This is a genomic window from Bradyrhizobium sp. KZN70725, assembly GCF_055264925.1.
This window is the reverse complement of sequence record NZ_JBUYWT010000013.1, coordinates 104,117-124,521: the sequence shown is the minus strand read 5'-3', so window position 1 is coordinate 124,521 and position 20,405 is coordinate 104,117. Positions and strand designations below refer to the sequence as shown.

General features: G+C 64.3%; 17 protein-coding genes and 1 tRNA gene. 14 read left to right on the top strand and 4 right to left on the bottom strand.

All coding sequences use genetic code 11. The features are described 5' to 3' along the window. Positions 1–23: 23 nt before the first annotated feature. Positions 24–725, bottom strand: a complete 702-nt coding sequence (locus tag ACZBJS_RS15310) for an alpha/beta fold hydrolase (protein ID WP_316395548.1) — start codon at positions 723–725, stop codon at positions 24–26. A gap of 160 nt (positions 726–885) precedes the next feature. Here ACZBJS_RS15310 and carA point away from each other — a divergent pair, with 160 nt between their 5' ends. From carA to ACZBJS_RS15285, 5 genes are all read left to right on the top strand, one after another. After that, complete coding sequence (gene carA / locus ACZBJS_RS15305) at positions 886–2,079, top strand: glutamine-hydrolyzing carbamoyl-phosphate synthase small subunit (RefSeq protein ID WP_057017029.1); 1,194 nt, start codon at positions 886–888, stop codon at positions 2,077–2,079. 149 nt (positions 2,080–2,228) lie between these two features. Continuing rightward, a complete protein-coding gene (locus ACZBJS_RS15300) occupies positions 2,229–2,726 on the top strand; it encodes a PaaI family thioesterase (RefSeq protein WP_057017039.1) in 498 nt (165 codons plus the stop codon). 137 nt (positions 2,727–2,863) lie between these two features. Continuing rightward, positions 2,864–3,964, top strand: coding sequence for a mandelate racemase/muconate lactonizing enzyme family protein (locus ACZBJS_RS15295; protein ID WP_316395546.1), 1,101 nt, complete (start codon positions 2,864–2,866; stop codon positions 3,962–3,964). Positions 3,965–4,030: 66 nt separating this feature from the next. Further along, positions 4,031–4,552, top strand: a complete 522-nt coding sequence (locus ACZBJS_RS15290; protein ID WP_316395545.1) for a cupin domain-containing protein — start codon at positions 4,031–4,033, stop codon at positions 4,550–4,552. Positions 4,553–4,893: 341 nt separating this feature from the next. Beyond that, positions 4,894–6,357, top strand: a complete 1,464-nt coding sequence (locus ACZBJS_RS15285; RefSeq protein WP_316395542.1) for a DUF1254 domain-containing protein — start codon at positions 4,894–4,896, stop codon at positions 6,355–6,357. A 106-nt stretch (positions 6,358–6,463) separates the two neighbouring features. Here the strand turns inward: ACZBJS_RS15285 and ACZBJS_RS15280 are convergent, their stop codons facing one another. Beyond that, entirely contained in the window at positions 6,464–6,991 is a 528-nt protein-coding gene (locus tag ACZBJS_RS15280) for a Dps family protein (RefSeq protein ID WP_057017033.1), read from the bottom strand. Between the two features lie 123 nt (positions 6,992–7,114). On the opposite strand from ACZBJS_RS15280, the gene ACZBJS_RS15275 reads away from it, so the two are divergent. The 5 genes from ACZBJS_RS15275 to ACZBJS_RS15255 all read left to right on the top strand — a co-directional run bounded on the left by ACZBJS_RS15275 (position 7,115) and on the right by ACZBJS_RS15255 (position 13,163). After that, entirely contained in the window at positions 7,115–7,804 is a 690-nt protein-coding gene (locus ACZBJS_RS15275; protein ID WP_057017034.1) for a class I SAM-dependent methyltransferase, read from the top strand. Positions 7,805–7,881: 77 nt separating this feature from the next. Next, positions 7,882–7,957: transfer RNA gene (locus ACZBJS_RS15270), tRNA-OTHER, on the top strand. Between the two features lie 321 nt (positions 7,958–8,278). Beyond that, the gene (carB, locus tag ACZBJS_RS15265) at positions 8,279–11,743 is read left to right on the top strand and encodes a carbamoyl-phosphate synthase large subunit (protein ID WP_229191361.1); all 3,465 of its coding nucleotides are present in this window, start codon (positions 8,279–8,281) and stop codon (positions 11,741–11,743) included. 197 nt (positions 11,744–11,940) lie between these two features. After that, entirely contained in the window at positions 11,941–12,414 is a 474-nt protein-coding gene (gene greA, locus ACZBJS_RS15260; RefSeq protein WP_018269816.1) for a transcription elongation factor GreA, read from the top strand. A 353-nt stretch (positions 12,415–12,767) separates the two neighbouring features. Beyond that, positions 12,768–13,163: a DoxX family protein gene (locus ACZBJS_RS15255; protein ID WP_463438855.1), complete on the top strand. Its 396-nt coding sequence runs from the start codon at positions 12,768–12,770 to the stop codon at positions 13,161–13,163. A 125-nt stretch (positions 13,164–13,288) separates the two neighbouring features. Here ACZBJS_RS15255 and ACZBJS_RS15250 read toward each other — a convergent pair whose 3' ends face one another. Further along, complete coding sequence (locus ACZBJS_RS15250) at positions 13,289–13,768, bottom strand: Lrp/AsnC family transcriptional regulator (protein ID WP_016845095.1); 480 nt, start codon at positions 13,766–13,768, stop codon at positions 13,289–13,291. 282 nt (positions 13,769–14,050) lie between these two features. On the opposite strand from ACZBJS_RS15250, the gene trxB reads away from it, so the two are divergent. From trxB to ACZBJS_RS15235, 3 genes are all read left to right on the top strand, one after another. Continuing rightward, positions 14,051–15,016 carry a thioredoxin-disulfide reductase gene (gene trxB / locus ACZBJS_RS15245; protein ID WP_057017037.1) on the top strand — a complete coding sequence of 322 codons (966 nt, stop codon included), beginning with the start codon at positions 14,051–14,053 and terminating at the stop codon, positions 15,014–15,016. A 2-nt stretch (positions 15,017–15,018) separates the two neighbouring features. Next, positions 15,019–15,939 carry a LysR family transcriptional regulator gene (locus ACZBJS_RS15240; RefSeq protein WP_026192264.1) on the top strand — a complete coding sequence of 307 codons (921 nt, stop codon included), beginning with the start codon at positions 15,019–15,021 and terminating at the stop codon, positions 15,937–15,939. A gap of 531 nt (positions 15,940–16,470) precedes the next feature. Further along, positions 16,471–17,385 carry a 4-hydroxy-tetrahydrodipicolinate synthase family protein gene (locus tag ACZBJS_RS15235; protein ID WP_316395539.1) on the top strand — a complete coding sequence of 305 codons (915 nt, stop codon included), beginning with the start codon at positions 16,471–16,473 and terminating at the stop codon, positions 17,383–17,385. A gap of 163 nt (positions 17,386–17,548) precedes the next feature. Here the strand turns inward: ACZBJS_RS15235 and ACZBJS_RS15230 are convergent, their stop codons facing one another. After that, positions 17,549–19,942: a heavy metal translocating P-type ATPase gene (locus tag ACZBJS_RS15230; protein ID WP_316395537.1), complete on the bottom strand. Its 2,394-nt coding sequence runs from the start codon at positions 19,940–19,942 to the stop codon at positions 17,549–17,551. 65 nt (positions 19,943–20,007) lie between these two features. Between ACZBJS_RS15230 and ACZBJS_RS15225 the strand changes: the two genes are divergently transcribed. Continuing rightward, the gene (locus tag ACZBJS_RS15225) at positions 20,008–20,283 is read left to right on the top strand and encodes a metal-sensitive transcriptional regulator (protein WP_018269815.1); all 276 of its coding nucleotides are present in this window, start codon (positions 20,008–20,010) and stop codon (positions 20,281–20,283) included. Positions 20,284–20,405 lie beyond the last annotated feature (122 nt).

The following is a 20,405-nucleotide window of genomic DNA, read 5'->3' as shown; positions in this document are numbered from 1 at the left end:
GCAGTTTGCACCGGCAGAACAACCTAGTTCCTCAGCCATTCGACCAGCGCATCGGCGCAGGCCTGCGGCAGTTCCAGCTGCGGCAGGTGACCGCAATTGGCGAGCACTACAAGTTTTGCGCCGGGAATGCCGTTGGCCATCTCGTCCGACAGCGAATTTGGCACGGTGTTGTCGGTATCCGACGTCAGCACCAAGGTCGGGCACTTGATCCAGGCCATGCTCGGCCGCGAATCCGGCCGGCTGAGCACCGCGTTCTGCTGGCGGATGAAAGCCTCGGCGCCGATGTCCTCGCTCATGTCGTCGACGATCCGGCGCAGGCTTGCATCGCCCTGCCGCGACGGATGCACGAAGCCCGGAAACAGCTCATCGACCACGCTGCGATATTGGCCGCTTCTGGCACGCTCGACCATGCCGCGGCGACGCGCGGTCGCTTCCGGCGTATCAGCCCGCGCCTGGGTGCTCATCAGCGCCAGCTTCGCAACCCGGTCCGGCGCCTGCCGCATGATCTCGAAGGCGATGTAGCCGCCCATCGAGTGCCCGGCGAGCGCAAAGCGCGGCGGCGCCTCGGCCAGGATCCGGCGGGCGATGGCCCCCATATTGTCGTCCCTGATATGGTTGGCGACCGTCACCGGCCCGCATCGCCACAGCGCCGGAATGACGGGGGCGAAAATCCGCGGCGAGCAGATGAGGCCCGGGACGAGCAGGATCGGCATCGTATTATCCATGCGGGAGCTCCGGACGGGTCATTTTCGGCAAGCAAACGGCCGCTTCAGGGAACTTTAGATTAAAAGGCCGTTCGGGCCTGTCAAATCGGCCGGTATTGCCGTGTGAATCCGTGCCCTTTCGCTTTGACGCCGCAGGGTGCGGCGTCTATTTAAAGGGCTCATGACAACATCCGAAAACGCTCCCGCCTGGCCGGACCATAAACCGACCGCGCTCCTTGTGCTCGCCGATGGTACCGTGCTGGAAGGCTTCGGTCTCGGCGCGGAAGGCCACGCCGTCGGCGAGGTCTGCTTCAACACCGCGATGACCGGCTATGAGGAGATCCTCACCGATCCGTCCTATGCCGGCCAGATCATCACCTTCACCTTCCCGCATATCGGCAATGTCGGTACCAACGAGGAAGACATCGAGACGGTGAACATGGCGGCGACGCCCGGCGCGCGCGGCGTGATCCTGCGCTCGGCGATATCAGATCCCTCGAATTACCGCGCCACCCGCCATCTCGACCTGTGGTTGAAGGCGCGCGGCATCATCGGCCTCTCCGGTATCGACACCCGCGCGCTGACCGCGCTGATCCGCTCCAAGGGCATGCCCAATGCGGTGATCGTGCACGCCAGAAACGGCGAGTTCGACCTGCACGGCCTGAAGGAAGAAGCCCGCGAATGGCCCGGCCTCGAGGGCATGGACCTGGTGCCGATGGTCACCTCCGGCCAGCGCTTCACCTGGGACGAGACGCCCTGGGTGTGGGGCAACGGTTTCGGCCAGCAAACCGCGCCGGAATTCAACGTGGTCGCGATCGATTACGGCATCAAGCGCAACATCCTGCGCCTGCTCGCCGGCGTCGGCGCCAAGGTGACCGTGGTGCCGGCGACGACCGCCGCCGAAGACATCCTGGCGATGAAGCCGGACGGCGTGTTCCTGTCGAACGGCCCCGGCGATCCCGCCGCCACCGGCAAATATGCCGTGCCCGTGATCCAGAAGGTGATCGCGTCGGGGACGCCGACCTTCGGCATCTGCCTCGGCCATCAGATGCTTGGCCTTGCCGTCGGGGCCAAGACCATGAAGATGCATCAGGGCCATCACGGCGCCAACCATCCGGTCAAGGACGAGACCACCGGCAAGGTCGAGATCACCTCGATGAACCACGGCTTTGCCGTGGACCAGGCGACGCTGCCGAAAGGCGCGACCCAGACCCATATCTCGCTGTTCGACGGCTCCAATTGCGGCATCGCGCTTGAGGGCAAGCCGGTGTTCTCGGTGCAGTACCACCCGGAAGCCTCGCCCGGCCCGCGCGACTCGCACTATCTGTTCCAGCGCTTCGCCGATCTGATGCGGAAGAACAAGCGCGCGGCTTAGAGCCCGATCGTCATTGCCGGGCTTGACCCGGCAATCCATCCCTTGAAGAAGATGGATGCCCGGATCAAGTCCGGGCATGACGGCTATTGCGCGCGGCTGGCACCGACAGCAGCAATGCGTCTTCGCATCACATCACGGGAAATCTCGACATGACCGCCCCCGCCACCCCGAAGCCCGTCTACGGCGTCTCCTCGATGGCGGTGATGGCATCGATGTCCGGGCTCGACTTCGTGCGCGGCATCTTCGCCCGGACCCTGCCGGAGCCGCCGATCATGGAGAATGTCGAACCGTTCGACTGCACCGCCGAGACCGGCCATGTGGTGATCCACAGCGTCCCGGGCCTGCGCCACTACAACCCGATCGGCTCGGTGCATGGCGGCTACGCCGCGATCCTCTTGGATTCCGCGATGGGGCTTGCGGTGCAGACCACGCTGCCGCAAGGCTTTGGCTACACCACGCTGGAGTTCAAGATCTCCTTCGTCCGCGGCATGAGCCAGGACACCGGCAAAATCCGCACCGAGGGCCATGTGCTCAACGCCGGCCGCCGGGTTGCGACGGCGGAAGCGCGGATTACCGACGACAATGGCAAGCTGCTCGCCCATGCCACCACGACCTGCCTGGTGTTCGAGTTGCCCAAGACGACCTGAAGGCAATCGCGTCTTGGCGCCAGATCTTGGCGCATTGGAGCCATGACGAAGCGCGCTGGATCGCGGCCTGCGCTCTGTGATTGAGTTTCCCTGTCCGAGATCAGGCAAACATGATCCGGCCTGGAAAGGAAACGCCGATGATTTCAGCCCATTCAGACATGACCATCCGCGACATCCGCGTGACGATGCTGCGGCTGCCCTGGGCCGACGATCCCTGGCTGAAAGGCGCGGCGCTCGGCGCGACGCGCGACATTCTGATCTGCGACGTCGAAACGTCCGGCGGCGTTACCGGCATGGGCTATCTGTTCGTGTTCAAGCCGGCGATGAAGTCGATCGCGGCCTGTCTCGAGGAATGCATCATCCCGCGCGTCATCGGCAAGGACGCCACCGCGATCGAGGCGATCTGGCGCGATCTGTGGACGGCGACGATGACCTATGGCCGCGGCGGCATCGCCACGATGGCCATGTCGGCGCTCGACATCGCGCTGTGGGACGCGGTCGGGAAACGGGCCGGCCTGCCGCTGCACCGGCTGTGGGGGCACTATCGCTCGGAAATCCCGATCTATGGTTCCGGCTGCTTCCGGGGCGCCGGCGGCGACGGGATGATCGAGAAGGCGCTGCATTTCGTGAAGCAGGGCTACAAGGCGATCAAGATGCAGGTCGCGCACGTCCACACGCCGGCGCAGGACCTCGACAATGTGCGCCGCATGCGCGAGGCGCTCGGGCCCGACATTGACATCATGATCGACGTCAACATGGGCTGGAGCGCCGATGTCGCGATCGAGATGGGACGCAAGTTCGAGAAGTACGATATCTACTGGCTTGAGGAGCCGGTGCCGGCCGATGATTTCGCCGGCTTTCAGCGGATCGCGGCGGCGCTGGACATGCGCGTCGTCGGCGGCGAGACGCATTTCACGCGCTACGATCTGCGGCCGTTCTTTCTCAATCCCTGCCTGCCGATCCTGCAACCCGACCCGATGCGCGGCGGCATGACCGACCTGCGCAAGATCGCGGCGCTTGCGGACACGTTCGGCATCACTATCGCGCCGCATCTGTTTCCCGAACTCAATGTGCACCTCTTGGCTTCGATTCCGAACGGGATCTGGTGCGAGAACATGGCGCTGATCGACGATCTCTGGGTCGACCCGCCCGAAATCGCCAACGGCATGATCACCGCGCCGGAGCGGCCCGGGCACGGGCTCAGGTTCAGGGAAGACGTGTTGAAGTTCAAAATCTAGCTGGAACGGTTTGCGGACCGACGGTTTGATGGTCTGGAGACCACCTCGCAGCGCTGGAGAGCCACCATGTCGGTCGTCCGTACCGATATCGAACCCCAGACCATCGTCTTCCGGGACGACGGCCTCGTGCCGAACAATCCGATGCCGTTCCTAGTCTACAAGGCCGCCGTCGACGTCAGCAAGAATCCTGAGGCCACCATCGAGCAGCTGTTCGGCGAGAACGGCTGGGGCGCGATGTGGCGCAACGGCGTCTACGACTTCGCGCATTACCACGCCACCGTGCACGAGGTGCTGGGCGTCGCGCGCGGCCGCGCGCGCGTGCAGTTTGGCGGCGAGCGCGGGCAAGCACTCGAGATCGCGGCCGGCGACGTCGCGATCCTGCCCGCCGGCACCGGGCATCAATGCCTGTCGGCGAGCGACGATTTCTGCGTGGTCGGCGCCTATCCGCCGGGCCCCCCGATGGATCTGCAGCGGCCGACGCCGGAGAACCACGCCAGGGCGCTGAAGACGATCCCACAGGTTGCGCCCCCCGCTACCGATCCGGTGATGGGCAAGGACGGGCCGCTGGTGCGGCTGTGGAAGCGATAAGATCTAGGATGGTCGAACGGGTTGCTCTTGCCCTGCCCCCTCGCGAGAGGTGACCGGATACAGGCAACCTGAATCGATCATCGGAATTGCAGGCCATTTCAATCAAGCCTGCCGGCTTCACATTTCCAAGCTCCTTGATTTAAGTCAGCATCGCTGCGGCGATTTATGCCGCCAATGACACCTTAAAGCGCGCGATTCATCTGCGGGAGTGACAGAGCTTCCGCGTCCGCTGCTGCTCTTTTTGCAGGAGCAATGGAGGTCATATACATCACCTGACGGCATCAGATGCTCCGCGCTTCCCACAAGCAACCGCAACAGAGATCAGGAGAGGAGAATTCGACATGTTTCGAGGAATTCTGACGCTGACATTGTCGCTCTGCATTGGCGCGGCTACCGCGCCTGCAGCGCTGGCCCAGACGGCGCCGGCAATCAACGAGCAGGAGGCACACGCGATCGCGGTGGACGCCTATATTTACTTCTACCCGCTCCTGACGATGGACATCACGCGAAAGCAGTTCACCAACGTCGAGCCCGGCAAGGATAACTTCAAGGGCCCGATGAATACCTTCGTCAACGTGCCCGAATACCCACCGGCGAATTTCAAGGGCGTGGTGCGGTCCAACTTCGATACGCTCTATTCCGTTTCATGGCTGGACATGACCAAGGAGCCGGTTGTCGTCTCCGTTCCCGATACCGATGGACGCTTCTATTTGCTGCCGATGCTGGACATGTGGTCGGATGTGTTCGCCTCGCCCGGCTGGCGCACCACGGGCACCAAAGCGGGGACCTTTCTGGTGACGGCTCCGGGATGGCGGCCTGATCTGCGCGACAGGTTTGCGGAGGAGTTCAAGCTTCCGAAGGATACCCAGCGCATCGACGCGCCGACGCCTTACGTCTGGGTCATTGGCCGCACCAAGACGGACGGCCCGCCGGACTACGATGCGGTCCACAAGATACAGGCCGGCTACAAGGTCACGCCTCTTTCCGAGTTCGGCAAGACTCAGAAGCCGACCGAGGTCAGGATCGATCCCAGCGTCGACATGAAGACGGCGCCCAAGGTGCAGGTCGATACCATGTCGGCCGGCGTCTACTACGCGCAGGCCGCCGAGCTGCTCAAGCTTCACCCGCCGCACATCACCGATGAACCAATCATCGCGCAGATGAAGAGGATCGGCATCGAGCCCGGCAAGAGCTTCGAAATCAGCAAGGTGGACCCGGTGCTGCAACGGGCGCTGGAGACGGCGCCGCAGGACGGGCAGAAGCTGATGGCATGGAAGGTGCCGACGCTGGCGCGCGTTGCGAACGGCTGGTCGATGAACACCGACACGATGGGCGTTTACGGCAACTACTATTTGAAGCGTGCGATCGTCGCGCAGCTCGGGCTTGGCGCCAACCTGCCGGAGGACGCGATTTATCCGCTCAATCTCGCCGACAATACCGGCAAACCGCTCGACGGCGCCAACAAGTATACGATCACCTTTGAGAAGGGCGCGGCCCCGCCGGTCAATGCCTTCTGGTCGATCACGCTTTACGACCAGGAAGGATTCCAGGTCGGCAACGTGCTGAACCGCTTCGCTGTGTCCAGCTGGATGCCGTTCAAATACAACCCGGACGGCTCGCTCGATCTCTACTTCCAGAACGAAAGTCCGGGCGCGGACAAACAAGCCAACTGGCTCCCGGCGCCGAAGGGCGCTTTCAACCTGACCATGCGCCTTTACGGTCCGAAATCGGAGGCGCTGACCGGAAAGTGGAATCCTCCGCCGATCGTGCGATTGGAGACAGCGGTGGGTCTGTCAGCTCAGTAGGCTTCAACCGCACTGACCGCAGCCGGGCGGCCAGACCGCAAGCTTCGCGAAGCAGTCCGGAGCAAAGCAGCTCTGGATTGCTTCCTCGCGGGTGCGGCAACGCAGCTTACGCCGCGTTGCTGCCTTCCTGGCGGCTGGCCTCGAACAGGAACCAGGTGCGGCGCTCGGTTTCGTCGATGAAGGTTTCGAGCAGGCCTGCGGTGCCGGAGTCCTCCTGGTCGTCAGCCAGCTTGTGCGCCTTGCGCATCGCAGCCGCCATGTGCTTGTTGTCTTCCATCAACTCGCGCAGCATTTCGCGCGGCGGCACATAATCGTCGTCATTGTCCTTGATGGTCTGATGCTTGGCGATATCGCCGATCGACTTTAGCGTCGCGCCGCCAAGCTTGCGCACCCGCTCGGCGAGCTGGTCGGTGGTCGCGAAGATCGCCTCCGACTGCTCGTCCAGCAACAAATGGTAATCATGGAAATGCCGGCCGCTGACGTGCCAATGGAAATTCTTGGTTTTCAAATAGAGCGCGAAGGCGTCGGCCAGAAGCGTGTTGAGCGAGGCCGAGATCGTGTCCACCGCAGCCTGCGGCAGGTCGCTCGGCGTGTCGAGATCGGGCGAGATCTTGTCAGTCTTGGCTTTGCTCACGTTGGACCTTCCTGTTAGGAACGCGTATTTCGGCGTATTGAACATTGGCCGCCGGACCGCTAACGCATCATCAGCCCACCCGTTCCTGAGGCCAGGAACCCGTTCTGCCGGATACCAAACGCGATGGATGAATGGATCGATTATTACGATTCCACGCATACGATCTATGCGAGCCGACTGCACCGTGACCTGCATTTCCAGATCATCGCAAACGACATCATCGGCTACATCGCTTCGCCGGATGCCGTGGTGCTCGACTATGCCTGCGGCGAGGCGCTGTCGGCGGCGAAGGTCGCCAATGCCTGCGCCCAGCTCTATCTGGCGGAGCCGGCGCCCGGCGTACGCGGCCGTCTGGTCGCGCGCTTTGCGCCCGACACCCGCATCCGTGTCCGCTCGCTCGATGACCTGAAGCACATGGACGCGGACTCGATCGACCTCGTGGTGATGAACTCGGTGGCGCAATACATGACGCCGCAGGAGCTCGATTCCGCGTTCGACGTGATCCACCGCCTGCTGAAGCCCTCGGGCCGGTTCGTGCTCGGCGATATCCTGCGGCCTGAAGTCGGGATGGCGAGGGACGTCGCGGCCCTGCTGCGCTTTGCGGCGACCCACGGTTTCCTGCGCGATGCGCTGGTCGGGCTGGCTTCAACCGCGCTGTCCGACTACCGCCAGCTGCGCACCCGGATCGGACTGCAGCGCTACCGCGAGGACGAGATGATCGCCAAGCTCGGCGCCGCGGGGTTCAGCGCCCGACGCGCGCCGCGCAACATCGGGCACAATCCGTGGCGGATGACGTTCGTGGCGCACCACTGATCCTGGGTTGCGCCGGCTATTAACGTTACCCATCAGTAAACGTGGCGGCCGCTGAAATAATCAGCAATGATCCACTCGGCCCGGTGGCGGAAGCTTCGACGCGGCAGTGGTGCAACACTGTTTATCCTGGTTCAAATCCAGGCCGGGCCTCCAGCCTTCGCTGCTGACGCAGCTTCGGCTCGGCAGGCCTTCTCGTAGCTAAGGCTGCCGCGGCGTAGCCCGCAGGGCGAAGCCGGGCCGGTAGTCCCTCCCAATCCCTCACCCCCCAACCGGGCATACGCCGAATGCGGATTTTCCCCCAGAATCGCGGTTGATTGCGCGTTTTTGGGGGTTTCGCGGGTGCGGAAACTGGTCTAAAGACCACCCGCGCGCGAGGGATCGCGCTTCCGGCGCTACAACATGTAGCGCATGGCTCGAGGGACGCGCGGGAAGCGCGCCCTTTTTTTGTGCCTAAATTCCAGTCCGCGAGAGCTGATGCCCAAAAGAACCGACATCTCCACCATCCTGATCATCGGCGCCGGTCCCATCGTGATCGGCCAAGCCTGCGAGTTCGACTATTCCGGCACGCAGGCCTGCAAGACGCTCAAGGAAGAGGGCTATCGGATCGTCCTGGTCAATTCCAACCCGGCGACGATCATGACCGACCCGGAGCTGGCGGATGCGACCTATATCGAGCCGATCACGCCCGAAATCGTCGCCAAGATCATCGAAAAGGAACGCCACGTCGTGCCCGGCGGCTTCGCGCTGCTGCCGACCATGGGCGGCCAGACCGCGCTGAACTGCGCGCTGTCGCTGCGCAAGCAGGGTACGCTGGAGAAGTTCGACGTCGAGATGATCGGCGCCACCGCCGACGCCATCGACAAGGCCGAAGACCGCCAGCTGTTCCGCGACGCCATGGAGAAGATCGGGCTGCAGACGCCGAGGTCGCGGCTCGCCAATGCGTCGGCGCTGAAGAAGTCCGACCGCGACAAGTACCTCGCCGATCAGGCCAAGCTGTCCGGCCCCGAGCTCGAAGCCTTCGAACGGCAGTGGGAAGGCGGCGAGAACGAGCGGCGCAAGCGCTACCAGCAGCAGGCCTTGGCCGAAGCGCTGATGGCGCTGTCCGACATCGGCCTGCCCGCGATCATCCGCCCCTCCTTCACGCTCGGCGGCACCGGCGGCGGCATCGCCTACAACAAGGAAGAATATCTCGACATCATCGAGCGCGGCCTCGATGCCTCGCCGACCAACGAGGTGCTGATCGAGGAATCCGTCCTCGGCTGGAAAGAGTTCGAGATGGAGGTGGTGCGCGACAAGAAGGACAATTGCATCATCATCTGCTCGATCGAGAACGTCGATCCGATGGGCGTGCACACCGGCGATTCCATCACGGTGGCGCCGGCGCTGACGCTCACCGACAAGGAATACCAGATCATGCGCGACGCATCGATTGCGGTGCTGCGCGAGATCGGGGTCGAGACCGGCGGCTCCAACGTGCAGTTCGGCATCAATCCGGACGACGGCCGCATGGTCGTGATCGAGATGAATCCGCGAGTTTCTCGTTCTTCTGCATTGGCTTCGAAGGCCACCGGCTTCCCGATCGCCAAGGTCGCCGCCAAGCTTGCGATCGGCTACACGCTCGACGAGATCGCCAACGACATCACCGGCGGCGCGACGCCGGCCTCGTTCGAGCCGACGATCGACTACGTCGTCACCAAGATTCCGCGCTTTGCGTTCGAGAAATTCCCCGGCGCCTCCTCCACGCTGACCACCTCGATGAAGTCGGTCGGCGAGGTGATGGCGATCGGTCGCACTTTCCAGGAGAGCCTGCAGAAAGCCCTGCGCGGGCTCGAGACCGGGCTGACCGGCCTCGACGAGATCGACATCGAGGGCCTCGGCCGCAGCGACGACAAGAACGCGATCCGCGCGGCGCTCGGCACGCCGACGCCGAACCGCCTGCTGCAGGTCGCGCAGGCGATGCGGCTCGGCTGGTCCAACGAGGATATCTTCAATTCCTGCAAGATCGATCCCTGGTTCCTCGCGGAGCTGCGCGCCATCGTCGAGATGGAAGGCAAGATCCGCAGCAGCGGCCTGCCGACCAATGCGTTCGCCATGCGGATGCTGAAGGCGATGGGCTTCTCCGACGCACGGCTCGCCGTGCTCACGGAGACCACCGAGGCCGACGTCACCGCCAAGCGCCACGCGCTCGGGGTGCGCCCGGTATTCAAGCGCATCGACACCTGCGCGGCGGAGTTCGCTTCACCGACCGCCTACATGTATTCGACCTATGAGCGGCCGTTCGCCGGCGAATTTGCCGACGAGAGCGCGCCGTCGGACCGCAAGAAGGTGATCATCCTCGGCGGCGGCCCGAACCGCATCGGCCAGGGCATCGAGTTCGACTATTGCTGCTGCCACGCCTGCTTCGCGCTCGAGGACGCCGGTTACGAGACCATCATGGTCAACTGCAACCCGGAAACGGTGTCGACCGACTACGACACCGCCGACCGGCTGTATTTCGAGCCGCTGACCGCCGAGGACGTGCTCGAGATCATCGCGACCGAGCGCAAGAACGGCACGCTGCACGGCGTGATCGTGCAGTTCGGCGGCCAGACCCCGCTGAAGCTTGCCCGCGCGCTCGAAGCCGCCGAAGTGCCGATCCTCGGCACCTCGCCCGACGCGATCGACCTCGCCGAGGACCGCGACCGCTTCAAGCGCGTGCTCGACAAGCTGCGTCTCAAGCAGCCGAAGAACGGCATCGCCTATTCGGTCGAGCAGGCCCGCCTCGTCGCCGCCGATCTCGACCTGCCGCTGGTGGTGCGTCCGTCCTACGTGCTCGGCGGCCGCGCGATGCAGATCATCCGCGAGGAGAACCAGCTCAACGACTACCTGCTGGGAACGCTGCCCGAGCTGGTGCCCGCCGACATCAAGGCGCGCTACCCGAACGACAAGACCGGGCAAATCAACACCGTGCTCGGCAAGAACCCGCTGCTGTTCGACCGCTATCTGTCCGACGCAACCGAAGTCGACGTCGACTGCCTCTGCGACGGCAAGGACACCTTCATCGTCGGCATCATGGAGCACATCGAGGAAGCCGGCATCCATTCCGGCGACTCCGCCTGCTCGCTGCCGCCGCATTCGCTCGACGCCAAGACCATCGAGGAGCTGGAGCGGCAGACCCGCGAGCTCGCGCTCGGGCTCGACGTGGTCGGCCTGATGAACGTGCAATACGCCATCAAGGACGGCGAGATCTACGTGCTCGAGGTCAACCCGCGCGCATCCCGCACCGTGCCGTTCGTCGCCAAGGTGATCGGCACGCCGGTCGCCAAGATCGCGGCGCGGATCATGGCCGGCGAAAAGCTCGCCGACTTCAAGCTGAAGAAGAAGAAGCTCGGCCATGTCGGCGTGAAGGAATCGGTATTCCCGTTCGCGCGTTTCCCCGGCGTCGACACCGTGCTCGGACCGGAGATGCGTTCGACCGGCGAAGTGATGGGCATCGACCGCTCCTTCGAGGTCGCGTTCGCGAAGAGCCAGCTCGGCGGCGGCACGCGCGTGCCGCGGCAGGGCACGGTGTTCGTCTCGGTGCGCGGCGACGACAAGATGCGCATCGCGGATGCGGTGCGGCTGTTGCACTCGCTCGGCTTCAAGGTGATGGCAACCTCGGGCACGCAGCGCTACCTCAGCGACAACGGCGTGCCGACGGAAAAGGTGAACAAGGTGCTCGAAGGCCGTCCGCACATCGTCGACGCCATCACCAATGGCGACGTCCAGCTGGTCTTCAATACCACCGAAGGTCCGCAGGCGCTGGCCGACAGCCGCTCGCTGCGGCGGGCTGCCCTCTTGCATAAAGTGCCATATTACACCACTCTTTCGGGCGCGGTGGCGGCCGCACGGGGAATCCGGGCCTATCGGGACGGGGACCTTGAGGTCCGCACGCTTCAGAGTTACTTTTCCGAAAGCTGACCGCTGCCCGGGCTGAAGGCCCGAAGCGGTCAATTAGCCGAATGGCTGGAACTCACCGCGCGATTGGATGTTGTCACGGCCCTTAGCGGGGCCGAGTATCACTGGGCTTCCGGGCGCGTTGGCGCCCTGATTCCTGCGTTAGCTGAACTGGATATTCGTGCACGGCCGCCGGGCGCGCGCGATGAAGGACGAAGATGATGGATAAGGTTCCGATGACTGCGGGCGGATACGCCGCGCTGACGGACGAGTTGAAGCATCGCCAATCGGTGGATCGTCCGCGCATCATCGAACACATCGCGGAAGCGCGCTCGCACGGCGATCTCTCGGAGAACGCCGAGTATCACGCCGCCAAGGAAGAGCAGTCGCACAACGAGGGCCGCATCGCCGAGCTCGAGGACAAGCTCGCGCGCGCCGACATCATCGACATTTCGAAACTGTCAGGCGACACCATCAAGTTCGGCGCGACCGTGACGCTGATCGATGAGGACACCGAGAAGAAGGCGGTGTGGCAGATCGTCGGCGAAGTCGAGGCCGACGCCAAGAAGGGCCGCATCTCCATCACCTCGCCGCTCGCGCGCGCGCTGATCGGCAAGAAGAAGGGGACCACCGTCGAGGTGATGGCGCCGGGCGGCGCCAAGGCCTACGAGATCACCAAGGTCGAGTGGCGGTAGTTACCTTCACGTGACTGGTGCAGAAAAGCCGCGTCCCGCACGCGGCTTTTTTTATGCCCCGCGTTTCTCCCCGGTCTGACAGCAATGTGAATGGAGAGCCGCTGCACGCCATGCCAGTGAGGCCGTGACATGTTTATGCAGTATAATCATGTCGGGGGACGGAGTTCGGGCTGACGATTGCGTCGCAACACGCATCGCTGCGCGTCACCGTGTCACTGCCGCGTTCTCTCGCAACTGCCATCGCGCGAGGAATGATTCCAGGCGCAAGGTGTTGACATCACACTCCGGTGGCGGACACCGTGTGTTTCTGCATCTTGCAACGTTCCAGTGTGTCAAACAGGGGGTAAATGACAATGGACGAGATGTTCTCCAAGCTCCAGCCGGTGGCGCTCAGCCTGTTCCGGTTCATCACCGGACTGCTGCTGTTTCAGTTCGGCGTTGCCAAAATTTTCAAATTCCCACCCGGGACAATGTTCGAGAAGGTCGAGCTGTTCTCATTGATCGGCGCGGCCGGCGCCCTCGAATTGGTGCTCGGCGGGCTCCTGATGATTGGCCTGTTCTCGCGGATCGTAGCCTTTATCTTGGCGGGTGAAATGGCCTTCGCTTACTTCATCGGCCATTTTCCAAAAGGGTTCTACCCGCTGCTCAATAACGGCAGTCTGGCGATCGCGTTCTGCTTCGCCTGCCTCTACCTCGCGACCTCGGGCCCGGGTCCGATCAGCGTCGACGCTGCGATGGGGAAGAGGTAGCAGCGCTAGGCGCTTCCCACTCATTGACGACGTCATTCCGGGATAGCGCGTTAGCGTCAGACCCAGAATCTCGAGATTCCGGGCTCGATGCTAACGCATCGCCCCGGAATGACGCGCACGGCGCTCTAGCCGACCGCCTTCAATCCCAGCGGCACCGCGGCCTCATATTTCGAATTGTGCAGCACCAGTGACGTCCTGACGTTGCGCACATGCGGCGCCGCCGTCAGGTGGGTGACGAAATCCTGGAACGTCGCCATGTCGGGCGCGACGCATTTGAGGATGAAGTCGACTTCGCCCGACAGCATCCAGCATTCCCGCACCAGCGGCTCGGCGCGCACGAAATTCTCGAAGGCGCGGAGATCGGCATCAGCCTGGCTCGACAGATGCACCGAGGCGAACACCGTGACGTCGTAGCCGAGGCGGCGCGGATCGAGCAGGCCGCGGTATCCCTGGATGTAGCCTTCCTCCTCCAGCGCCCGGACCCTGCGCAGGCAGGGCGGCGGCGAGATACCGACGCGCTTGGCCAGTTCCACATTGGTGATTCGGCCATCGGCCTGGATCTCGGCGAGGATTTTGAGGTCGATCTCGTCAAGGTTCTTCGACACGCGACTACAGTTCCCTAGGGGTTTGGAAGGCTTGGCGGGTTCGCCGGCAACTCTCATAGCGCAGCCCGCTGGCATTGCGCAATTTTATTGCGCGTGCAGCGCACGATTTCGCGAATGTGACTTCAGTTCCGGGGAAAAATCGCTGACATGGATTGCAAATCTTGCATAGCTTCCCAGATATCCTAGACTTGGATTTGACACTTTTAGCACCGCCGTGACCTGCTTCCGGGGTGCTTCCCACACAAGTCCCCGTCAAAGTCCCCAGAAGAGAGGGATCAGCTAATGCCCGCGCCTGTCCATGCCAAGGTCGTCATCATCGGGTCCGGCCCCGCCGGCTACACCGCAGCGATCTACGCGGCACGCGCGATGCTCGAGCCGGTGCTGATCCAGGGCATCCAGCCGGGCGGGCAGCTCACCATCACCACCGACGTCGAGAACTATCCCGGCTTCGCCGATGTGATCCAGGGCCCCTGGCTGATGGAGCAGATGGAGAAGCAGGCGGCCCATGTCGGCACCAAGATCGTCACCGATCTTGTCAACAAGCTGGAACTCGGCCAGCGCCCGTTTCGCCTGACTTGCGATTCCGGCGACGTCTATCTCGCCGAGACCGTGATCCTCGCCACCGGCGCCCAGGCGCGCTGGCTCGGACTGCCCTCGGAAGCAAAGTTCCAGGGCGGCGGGGTGTCGGCCTGCGCGACCTGCGACGGCTTCTTCTACCGCGGCAAGGACGTCGTGGTGGTCGGCGGCGGCAACACCGCGGTCGAGGAAGCGCTGTACCTGACCAATCACGCCTCCCAGGTCACCATCGTGCATCGCCGCGATCATTTCCGCGCCGAGCGCATCCTGCAGGAGCGGCTGTTCAAGAATCCCAAGATCAAGGTGGTGTGGGATTCGGCGATCGACGAGATCTGCGGATCGGAGAACCCGAACAAGGTCACCCATGTGCGGCTGAAGAACGTCAAGACCGGCGCGCTCACGAACCTCAAAACCGACGGCGTCTTCATCGCGATCGGCCATGCGCCGGCGACGGAGCTCGTCAAAGGCCAGATCAAGCTGAAACCGTCGGGCTACGTCGAGGTTGCGCCGAACTCCACCGCGACCTCGATGCCCGGCCTGTTCGCCGCGGGCGACGTGGCGGATGAAACCTTCCGGCAGGCGGTCACCGCCGCCGGCCTCGGCTGCATGGCTGCGCTCGAGGCGGAACGCTTCCTGGCTCTTCGCGCGAGCGATCGCGCAGCGGCGGAATAATCATGGCACGATCTCGCGACGGATTTACGGATATGGATTGGGACAAGCTGAAGGTCTTTCACGCGGCGGCGGAGGCGGGCAGCTTCACGCATGCCGGCGAACAGCTTGGCCTGTCGCAATCGGCAGTCTCCCGCCAGGTCAGCGCGCTGGAGCAGGAGCTCTCGGTGTCGTTGTTTCACCGCCACGCCCGCGGCCTAATCCTCACCGAGCAGGGCGACCTCCTGTTCCGCACCGCGCATGACGTGTTCATGCAGCTGCAGGCGGCCCGCGCAAAGCTCACCGACAGCCGCGAGCGGCCGAGCGGCGACCTCAAGATCACGACGCCCCCGGCGCTCGGCATCAACTGGCTGATCCCGCGGCTCGACGAGTTCACCGCGCTCTATCCCGACATCCGGATTTCGCTGATCGTCACCGACGAGGATCTCGACCTCTCGATGCGCGAGGCCGACGTCGCGATCCGCACCCGCAAGCCGACCCAGCCGGACCTGATCCAGCGCAAGCTGTTCTCGATCGGCTTCCATGCCTACTGCTCGCCGGAATACATCAAGCGCTTCGGCACGCCGCGCACGCTCGATGATCTCGACTCGCACCGCATCATCATGCTCGGCGACTCGCAGGTGCCGGCGCATCTGCAGAACCGCAGCTGGCTGATCGATGCCGGCCGCAACGGCTCCGGTCCGCGCGAGCCCTACTTCAAGGTCAACAACATCCTCGGCCTCGTGCGCGCCTGCCAGCAGGGCCTCGGCATCGCCGCGCTGCCGGACTATCTGGTCGAACAGAACAACCTCGTGCAGCTGTTCGGCGAGTCCGACTCGATCGCGCTCGACACCTACTTCGTCTATCCGGAAGAGCTGAAGACGGTGGCCCGGGTGCAGGTGTTCCGCGACTTCGTGGTCAGCAAGGCGCAGCGCTGGCCGTCGTGATTAAGCCGCCCTTATAGGGCTGCTTTATAGGGATATCCGTGCTGCCCCCGGTCTCCGCATGACTGACATGCGACCTGGATAGTTGCTGCAAGCCGTCGATGGGGATCATAGTGCTTACACGCTGAGCGTTCGCGTCGCGCATATGTCCCCCTCCTCCAGTGGCGCGGAAGTTCAGTAATCCCTCTTGGAAGGTGATTGTGTCGGCCTCACGTGGCCAATACCTTAAGCCGGGCTCACTCGAGCCCGGCTTTTTTTTCATCGCCGTGCCTTTTCACCTCCATGGCATGCGCAAAACGCGCCGCACGCGCCGGTCAGCATGTGCATTGACAACAACCTCGCAGCGCAGCATCATCATCCCATGATCACGACTTCGTGCGCCGTTCTGTCGTCGAAAAAAGCTCCCCTCCCGGGGACACGAGATCGCGCGCGATAAGATCACCTTCGCATTCAGACCGATCCCGAAACCCCGCCGCCTGGACGGGGTTTTTTGTTGGTCCCGTCTCCGGCTTTGCCTTCTTAAGGAGATGGAACATGACCGATCTACATCAGCAATTGCAGGGCCTCTGGCTGCCTTTGATCACGCCATTCCGTAACGGCGAGCTCGACGTCACGTCGCTGCGGCGTCTCGTACGGCACTACGCCAATGGCCCCGTCGACGGGTTCATTCTCGGCGCAACCTCCGGCGAGGGCACGGCGCTCAGCGTGGACGAACTGGGGGGGCTGGTGAGCGTCGTGCTCGACGAGCTCAGTGCCAGCTCCCGCCATTTGCCGGTCTGTCTCGGGCTCTCCGGCGCCTCGACCGCCCGGATGAAGGAAGTGCTGGATGATACGGCCGACTGGCCGATCAACGGCTATCTGATCGCCAGCCCCTATTACATCAGGCCCTCGCAGCGCGGGCTCGTGCAGCACTTCAACGCGCTCGCCGATCACGCGTCGTGGCCGATCGTGCTTTACAACATTCCCTATCGCACGGCGGTGAACCTGACCAACGAGACGCTGCTGGCGCTCGCGGACCATCCGAACATCGCCGGCATGAAGGATTGCTGCGCCGACCGCGCGCAGTCGATCGACTTCCTCAACCGCCGGCCGGCCGGCTTTCGCGTGCTGACCGGCGAGGACGCGCAAACCTTCGATGCGCTCTCGGACGGCGCCGACGGCGCGATCCTGCTGTCCGCACATCTGGAAACAAACACCTTCGCTGCGATCCGCACGCTGCTGCAGCAGGGCCAGCGCGACGCGGCGCTGGCCGCCTGGCAGAGCGTCGTCGGCCTGACGAGGCTGCTGTTCGCCGAACCGAGCCCCGCGCCGGCCAAGCACTGGCTGTGGCGGCAGGGGCTGATCGACAGCCCCGAGGTGCGGCTGCCAATGGTCGCGGTCAGCGAGGATCTCGCAACCTGGCTCGACGCCGAGATGGAGCGCCGCGCGCAGCTGCTGCTGCCAGCGTGATCGCTCCGCTCCCTCTCCCCGTTCTTACGGGGAGAGGGCTGGGGTGAGGGGCTGCTTCCGCACAAAAGGCGAGAGACAGACTCGTGGAGAGTCCCCCTCACCCGGATCGCATTTTGCGATGCGATCCGACCTCTCCCCGCAAGCGGGGCGAGGTAAGAGACGCCTAGTCCAGCTTCACCTGCGAAAGCCGCAGCGCATTGCCGATCACGCTGACCGAAGACAGCGCCATCGCGGCGGCGCCGACCATCGGCGACAGCAAGATGCCGAACAGCGGATACAGCACGCCGGCTGCGATTGGCACGCCGGCGGCGTTGTAGACGAACGCGAACGCCAGGTTCTGGCGGATGTTGCGCATGGTCGCGACCGACAACCGCCGCGCGCGCACCAGGCCCATCAGGTCGCCGGTGAGCAGCGTGACGCCGGCGCTCTCGATCGCGACGTCGGTGCCGCCGCCCATCGCGATGCCGACATCGGCGGCGGCGAGCGCCGGTGCGTCATTGACGCCGTCGCCGGCCATCGCGACGGTGCGCCCCTCGCCGCGCAGCCGCTGCACGACCTCGCTCTTGCGCTCCGGCAGAACGCCGGCCTGGACGTCGTCGATGCCGAGCGTCTTTGCCACCGCCCGCGCGGTGGTCTCGTTGTCGCCGGTCAGCATCACGATGCGCAGGCCCTCGGCGCGCAGCGCCTGCAACGCACTGGTCGCGGACGGCTTGACCGGATCGGCAATCGCGATCACGCCGGCGATGCGGCCGTCGACCGCGACATAGATCGCCGTCGCGCCGTCCCGCCGCGCGGCCTCGGCCGCCTCGTCGAGCGCTGCCGTCGCGATCTTCAACTCGGCCATCAGCACCGCGTTGCCGAGCCCAACCTGCCTGCCCTCGACCGTGCCGGTCGCGCCCTTGCCGGAGGGCGAGGCAAAATTGCCGACGGCGGCGGATGCGAGCTTGCGCTCCCTGGCAGCCGCGATAATCGCCTGCGCCAGCGGGTGCTCGCTGCCCTGCTCGACGCTGGCAGCAACGCGCAGCAGATCGCTCTCGTCGAATCCTTCGGCGGCAATGACGCGCACGACCGTCGGCTTGCCCTCGGTGAGCGTTCCGGTCTTGTCGATGACCAGCGTATCGATCGCCTCCATCCGCTCCAGCGCCTGCGCGTCGCGGATCAGGATGCCGGAATGCGCGCCGCGACCGACGCCGACCATGATCGACATCGGCGTCGCCAATCCCAGCGCGCACGGACAGGCGATGATCAGCACCGTGACGGCGGCGACCAGCGCGAAGGTCAGGCGCGGCTCGGGGCCGAACACCGTCCAGGCGATGAAGGCGAGCACGGCAGCGGCGATCACCGCCGGCACGAACCAGCCGGCGACACGATCGGCCAGCCGCTGGATCGGCGCGCGTGAGCGCTGCGCCTTAGCCACCATGTCGACGATCCGCGACAGCATGGTGTCGCGGCCGATCTTCTCGGCGCGCATCACAAGACCGCCGCTCTGGTTGACCGTACCGCCGATCACGCTCGCGCCTTCGGCCTTCGTGACCGGCATCGACTCGCCTGTGACCATGGACTCGTCGATGACCGCACTGCCCTCGACGACGACGCCGTCGACCGGAACCTTCTCGCCCGGCCGCACGCGAAGGCGGTCGCCGACCTTGATCGCATCGATGTCGATGTCCTCGTCGCCATGATCGGTGATACGCCGCGCGGTCTTCGGCGCGAGACCGAGCAGCGCGCGGATCGCGCCCGAGGTCTGCGCGCGCGCGCGCAATTCCAGCACCTGGCCAAGCAGCACCAGCACCGTGATCACCGCCGCCGCCTCGAAATACACCGCGACCGCGCCATGCATGTCGCGGAACGCGGGCGGGAATAGCTGCGGCGCCAGCGTCGCGACCACGCTGTAGACATAGGCAACGCCGGTGCCCATCGCGATCAGCGTGAACATGTTGAGATTGCGGGTGACCAGCGACTGCCAGCCGCGCACGAAGAACGGCGCGCCGGCCCACAGCACGACCGGCGTCGCCAGCACGAGTGAGACCCAGTTCGACCAGTGCTGCGGCACCAACTGCATCAATCCGAGATGGCTGCCCATCTCGAGCACGAACACCGGCACGGTCAGCGCGAGGCCGATCCAGAACCGCCGCGTCATGTCGATCAGTTCGGGATCGGGACCGTCGTCGAGCGAGACCTGCTCGGGCTCCAGCGCCATGCCGCAGATCGGGCAGCTGCCGGGGCCGACCTGGCGCACCTCGGGATGCATCGGACAGGTGTAGATGGTGCCCGCGGGCGCCGGCGGCTCCTCCTCGCGCGGCTTGAGATACTTCTCAGGGTCGGCCTCGAAACGCTCGCGGCAGCGGCCGCTGCAGAACAGGTACTCCTCGCCCTGGTAGCTGAAGCGATGCTTGGCGGTCGCCGGGTCGACCTTCATGCCGCAGACCGGATCGATCGCGAACGCCGTCTCGGCCGGCGGCGTGTCGTGATCATGCTTGCCGCCGCAGCAGGAATGCGCGGCCGCGCCATTGTGGTGATGATCCGCGTGCGAATGGTCGTGCTTTGCGTGTGCCACGAAACTCTTCCCGGCCGGTAACCCGACCTCTTGATTTAGATACCCTAGGGGGGTATATGAGACCTATGAGAGACGAGGTCAAGACATCCTGCTTAAAACGGCTCAAACGGATCGAAGGTCAGATCCGCGGATTGGCCGCCATGGTCGAGGACGACCGCTATTGCATCGACGTGGTGACGCAGATCGCGGCCGCGCGCGCGGCGCTGCGCCGCGTCGAGGAAGAGGTGCTGCGCGATCATGTGGCGCATTGCGTCGAGCATGCGATCTCGTCCGGCGACAAGGCCGACCAGCGGCGCAAAATCGCCGAGCTGATGGACGTGATCGGCCGTGCGGATAGGTGATCTAAGCGCCACCCCATACTCGATGTCGTCCCTGCGTTCGCAGTGCGAAAGCAGGGACCCATAATCACAGGACGCCGGGACGGAGCGAGCTAGGCCACAGCTCGCTTCAACAACGCGACCCT

Bases quoted from the DNA above. Each gene is read 5' to 3' on its own strand.
- ACZBJS_RS15300 (WP_057017039.1), top strand. From the start codon at position 2,229: ATGACCGCCCCCGCCACCCCGAAGCCCGTCTACGGCGTCTCCTCGATG.
- ACZBJS_RS15255 (WP_463438855.1), top strand. From the start codon at position 12,768: ATGGACGAGATGTTCTCCAAGCTCCAGCCGGTGGCGCTCAGCCTGTTC.
- greA (WP_018269816.1), top strand. From the start codon at position 11,941: ATGGATAAGGTTCCGATGACTGCGGGCGGATACGCCGCGCTGACGGAC.
- carB (WP_229191361.1), top strand. From the start codon at position 8,279: ATGCCCAAAAGAACCGACATCTCCACCATCCTGATCATCGGCGCCGGT.
- ACZBJS_RS15285 (WP_316395542.1), top strand. From the start codon at position 4,894: ATGTTTCGAGGAATTCTGACGCTGACATTGTCGCTCTGCATTGGCGCG.
- trxB (WP_057017037.1), top strand. From the start codon at position 14,051: ATGCCCGCGCCTGTCCATGCCAAGGTCGTCATCATCGGGTCCGGCCCC.
- ACZBJS_RS15225 (WP_018269815.1), top strand. From the start codon at position 20,008: ATGAGAGACGAGGTCAAGACATCCTGCTTAAAACGGCTCAAACGGATC.
- ACZBJS_RS15295 (WP_316395546.1), top strand. From the start codon at position 2,864: ATGATTTCAGCCCATTCAGACATGACCATCCGCGACATCCGCGTGACG.
- ACZBJS_RS15275 (WP_057017034.1), top strand. From the start codon at position 7,115: ATGGATGAATGGATCGATTATTACGATTCCACGCATACGATCTATGCG.
- ACZBJS_RS15310 (WP_316395548.1), bottom strand. From the start codon at position 725: ATGGATAATACGATGCCGATCCTGCTCGTCCCGGGCCTCATCTGCTCG.
- ACZBJS_RS15290 (WP_316395545.1), top strand. From the start codon at position 4,031: ATGTCGGTCGTCCGTACCGATATCGAACCCCAGACCATCGTCTTCCGG.
- carA (WP_057017029.1), top strand. From the start codon at position 886: ATGACAACATCCGAAAACGCTCCCGCCTGGCCGGACCATAAACCGACC.
- ACZBJS_RS15235 (WP_316395539.1), top strand. From the start codon at position 16,471: ATGACCGATCTACATCAGCAATTGCAGGGCCTCTGGCTGCCTTTGATC.
- ACZBJS_RS15240 (WP_026192264.1), top strand. From the start codon at position 15,019: ATGGCACGATCTCGCGACGGATTTACGGATATGGATTGGGACAAGCTG.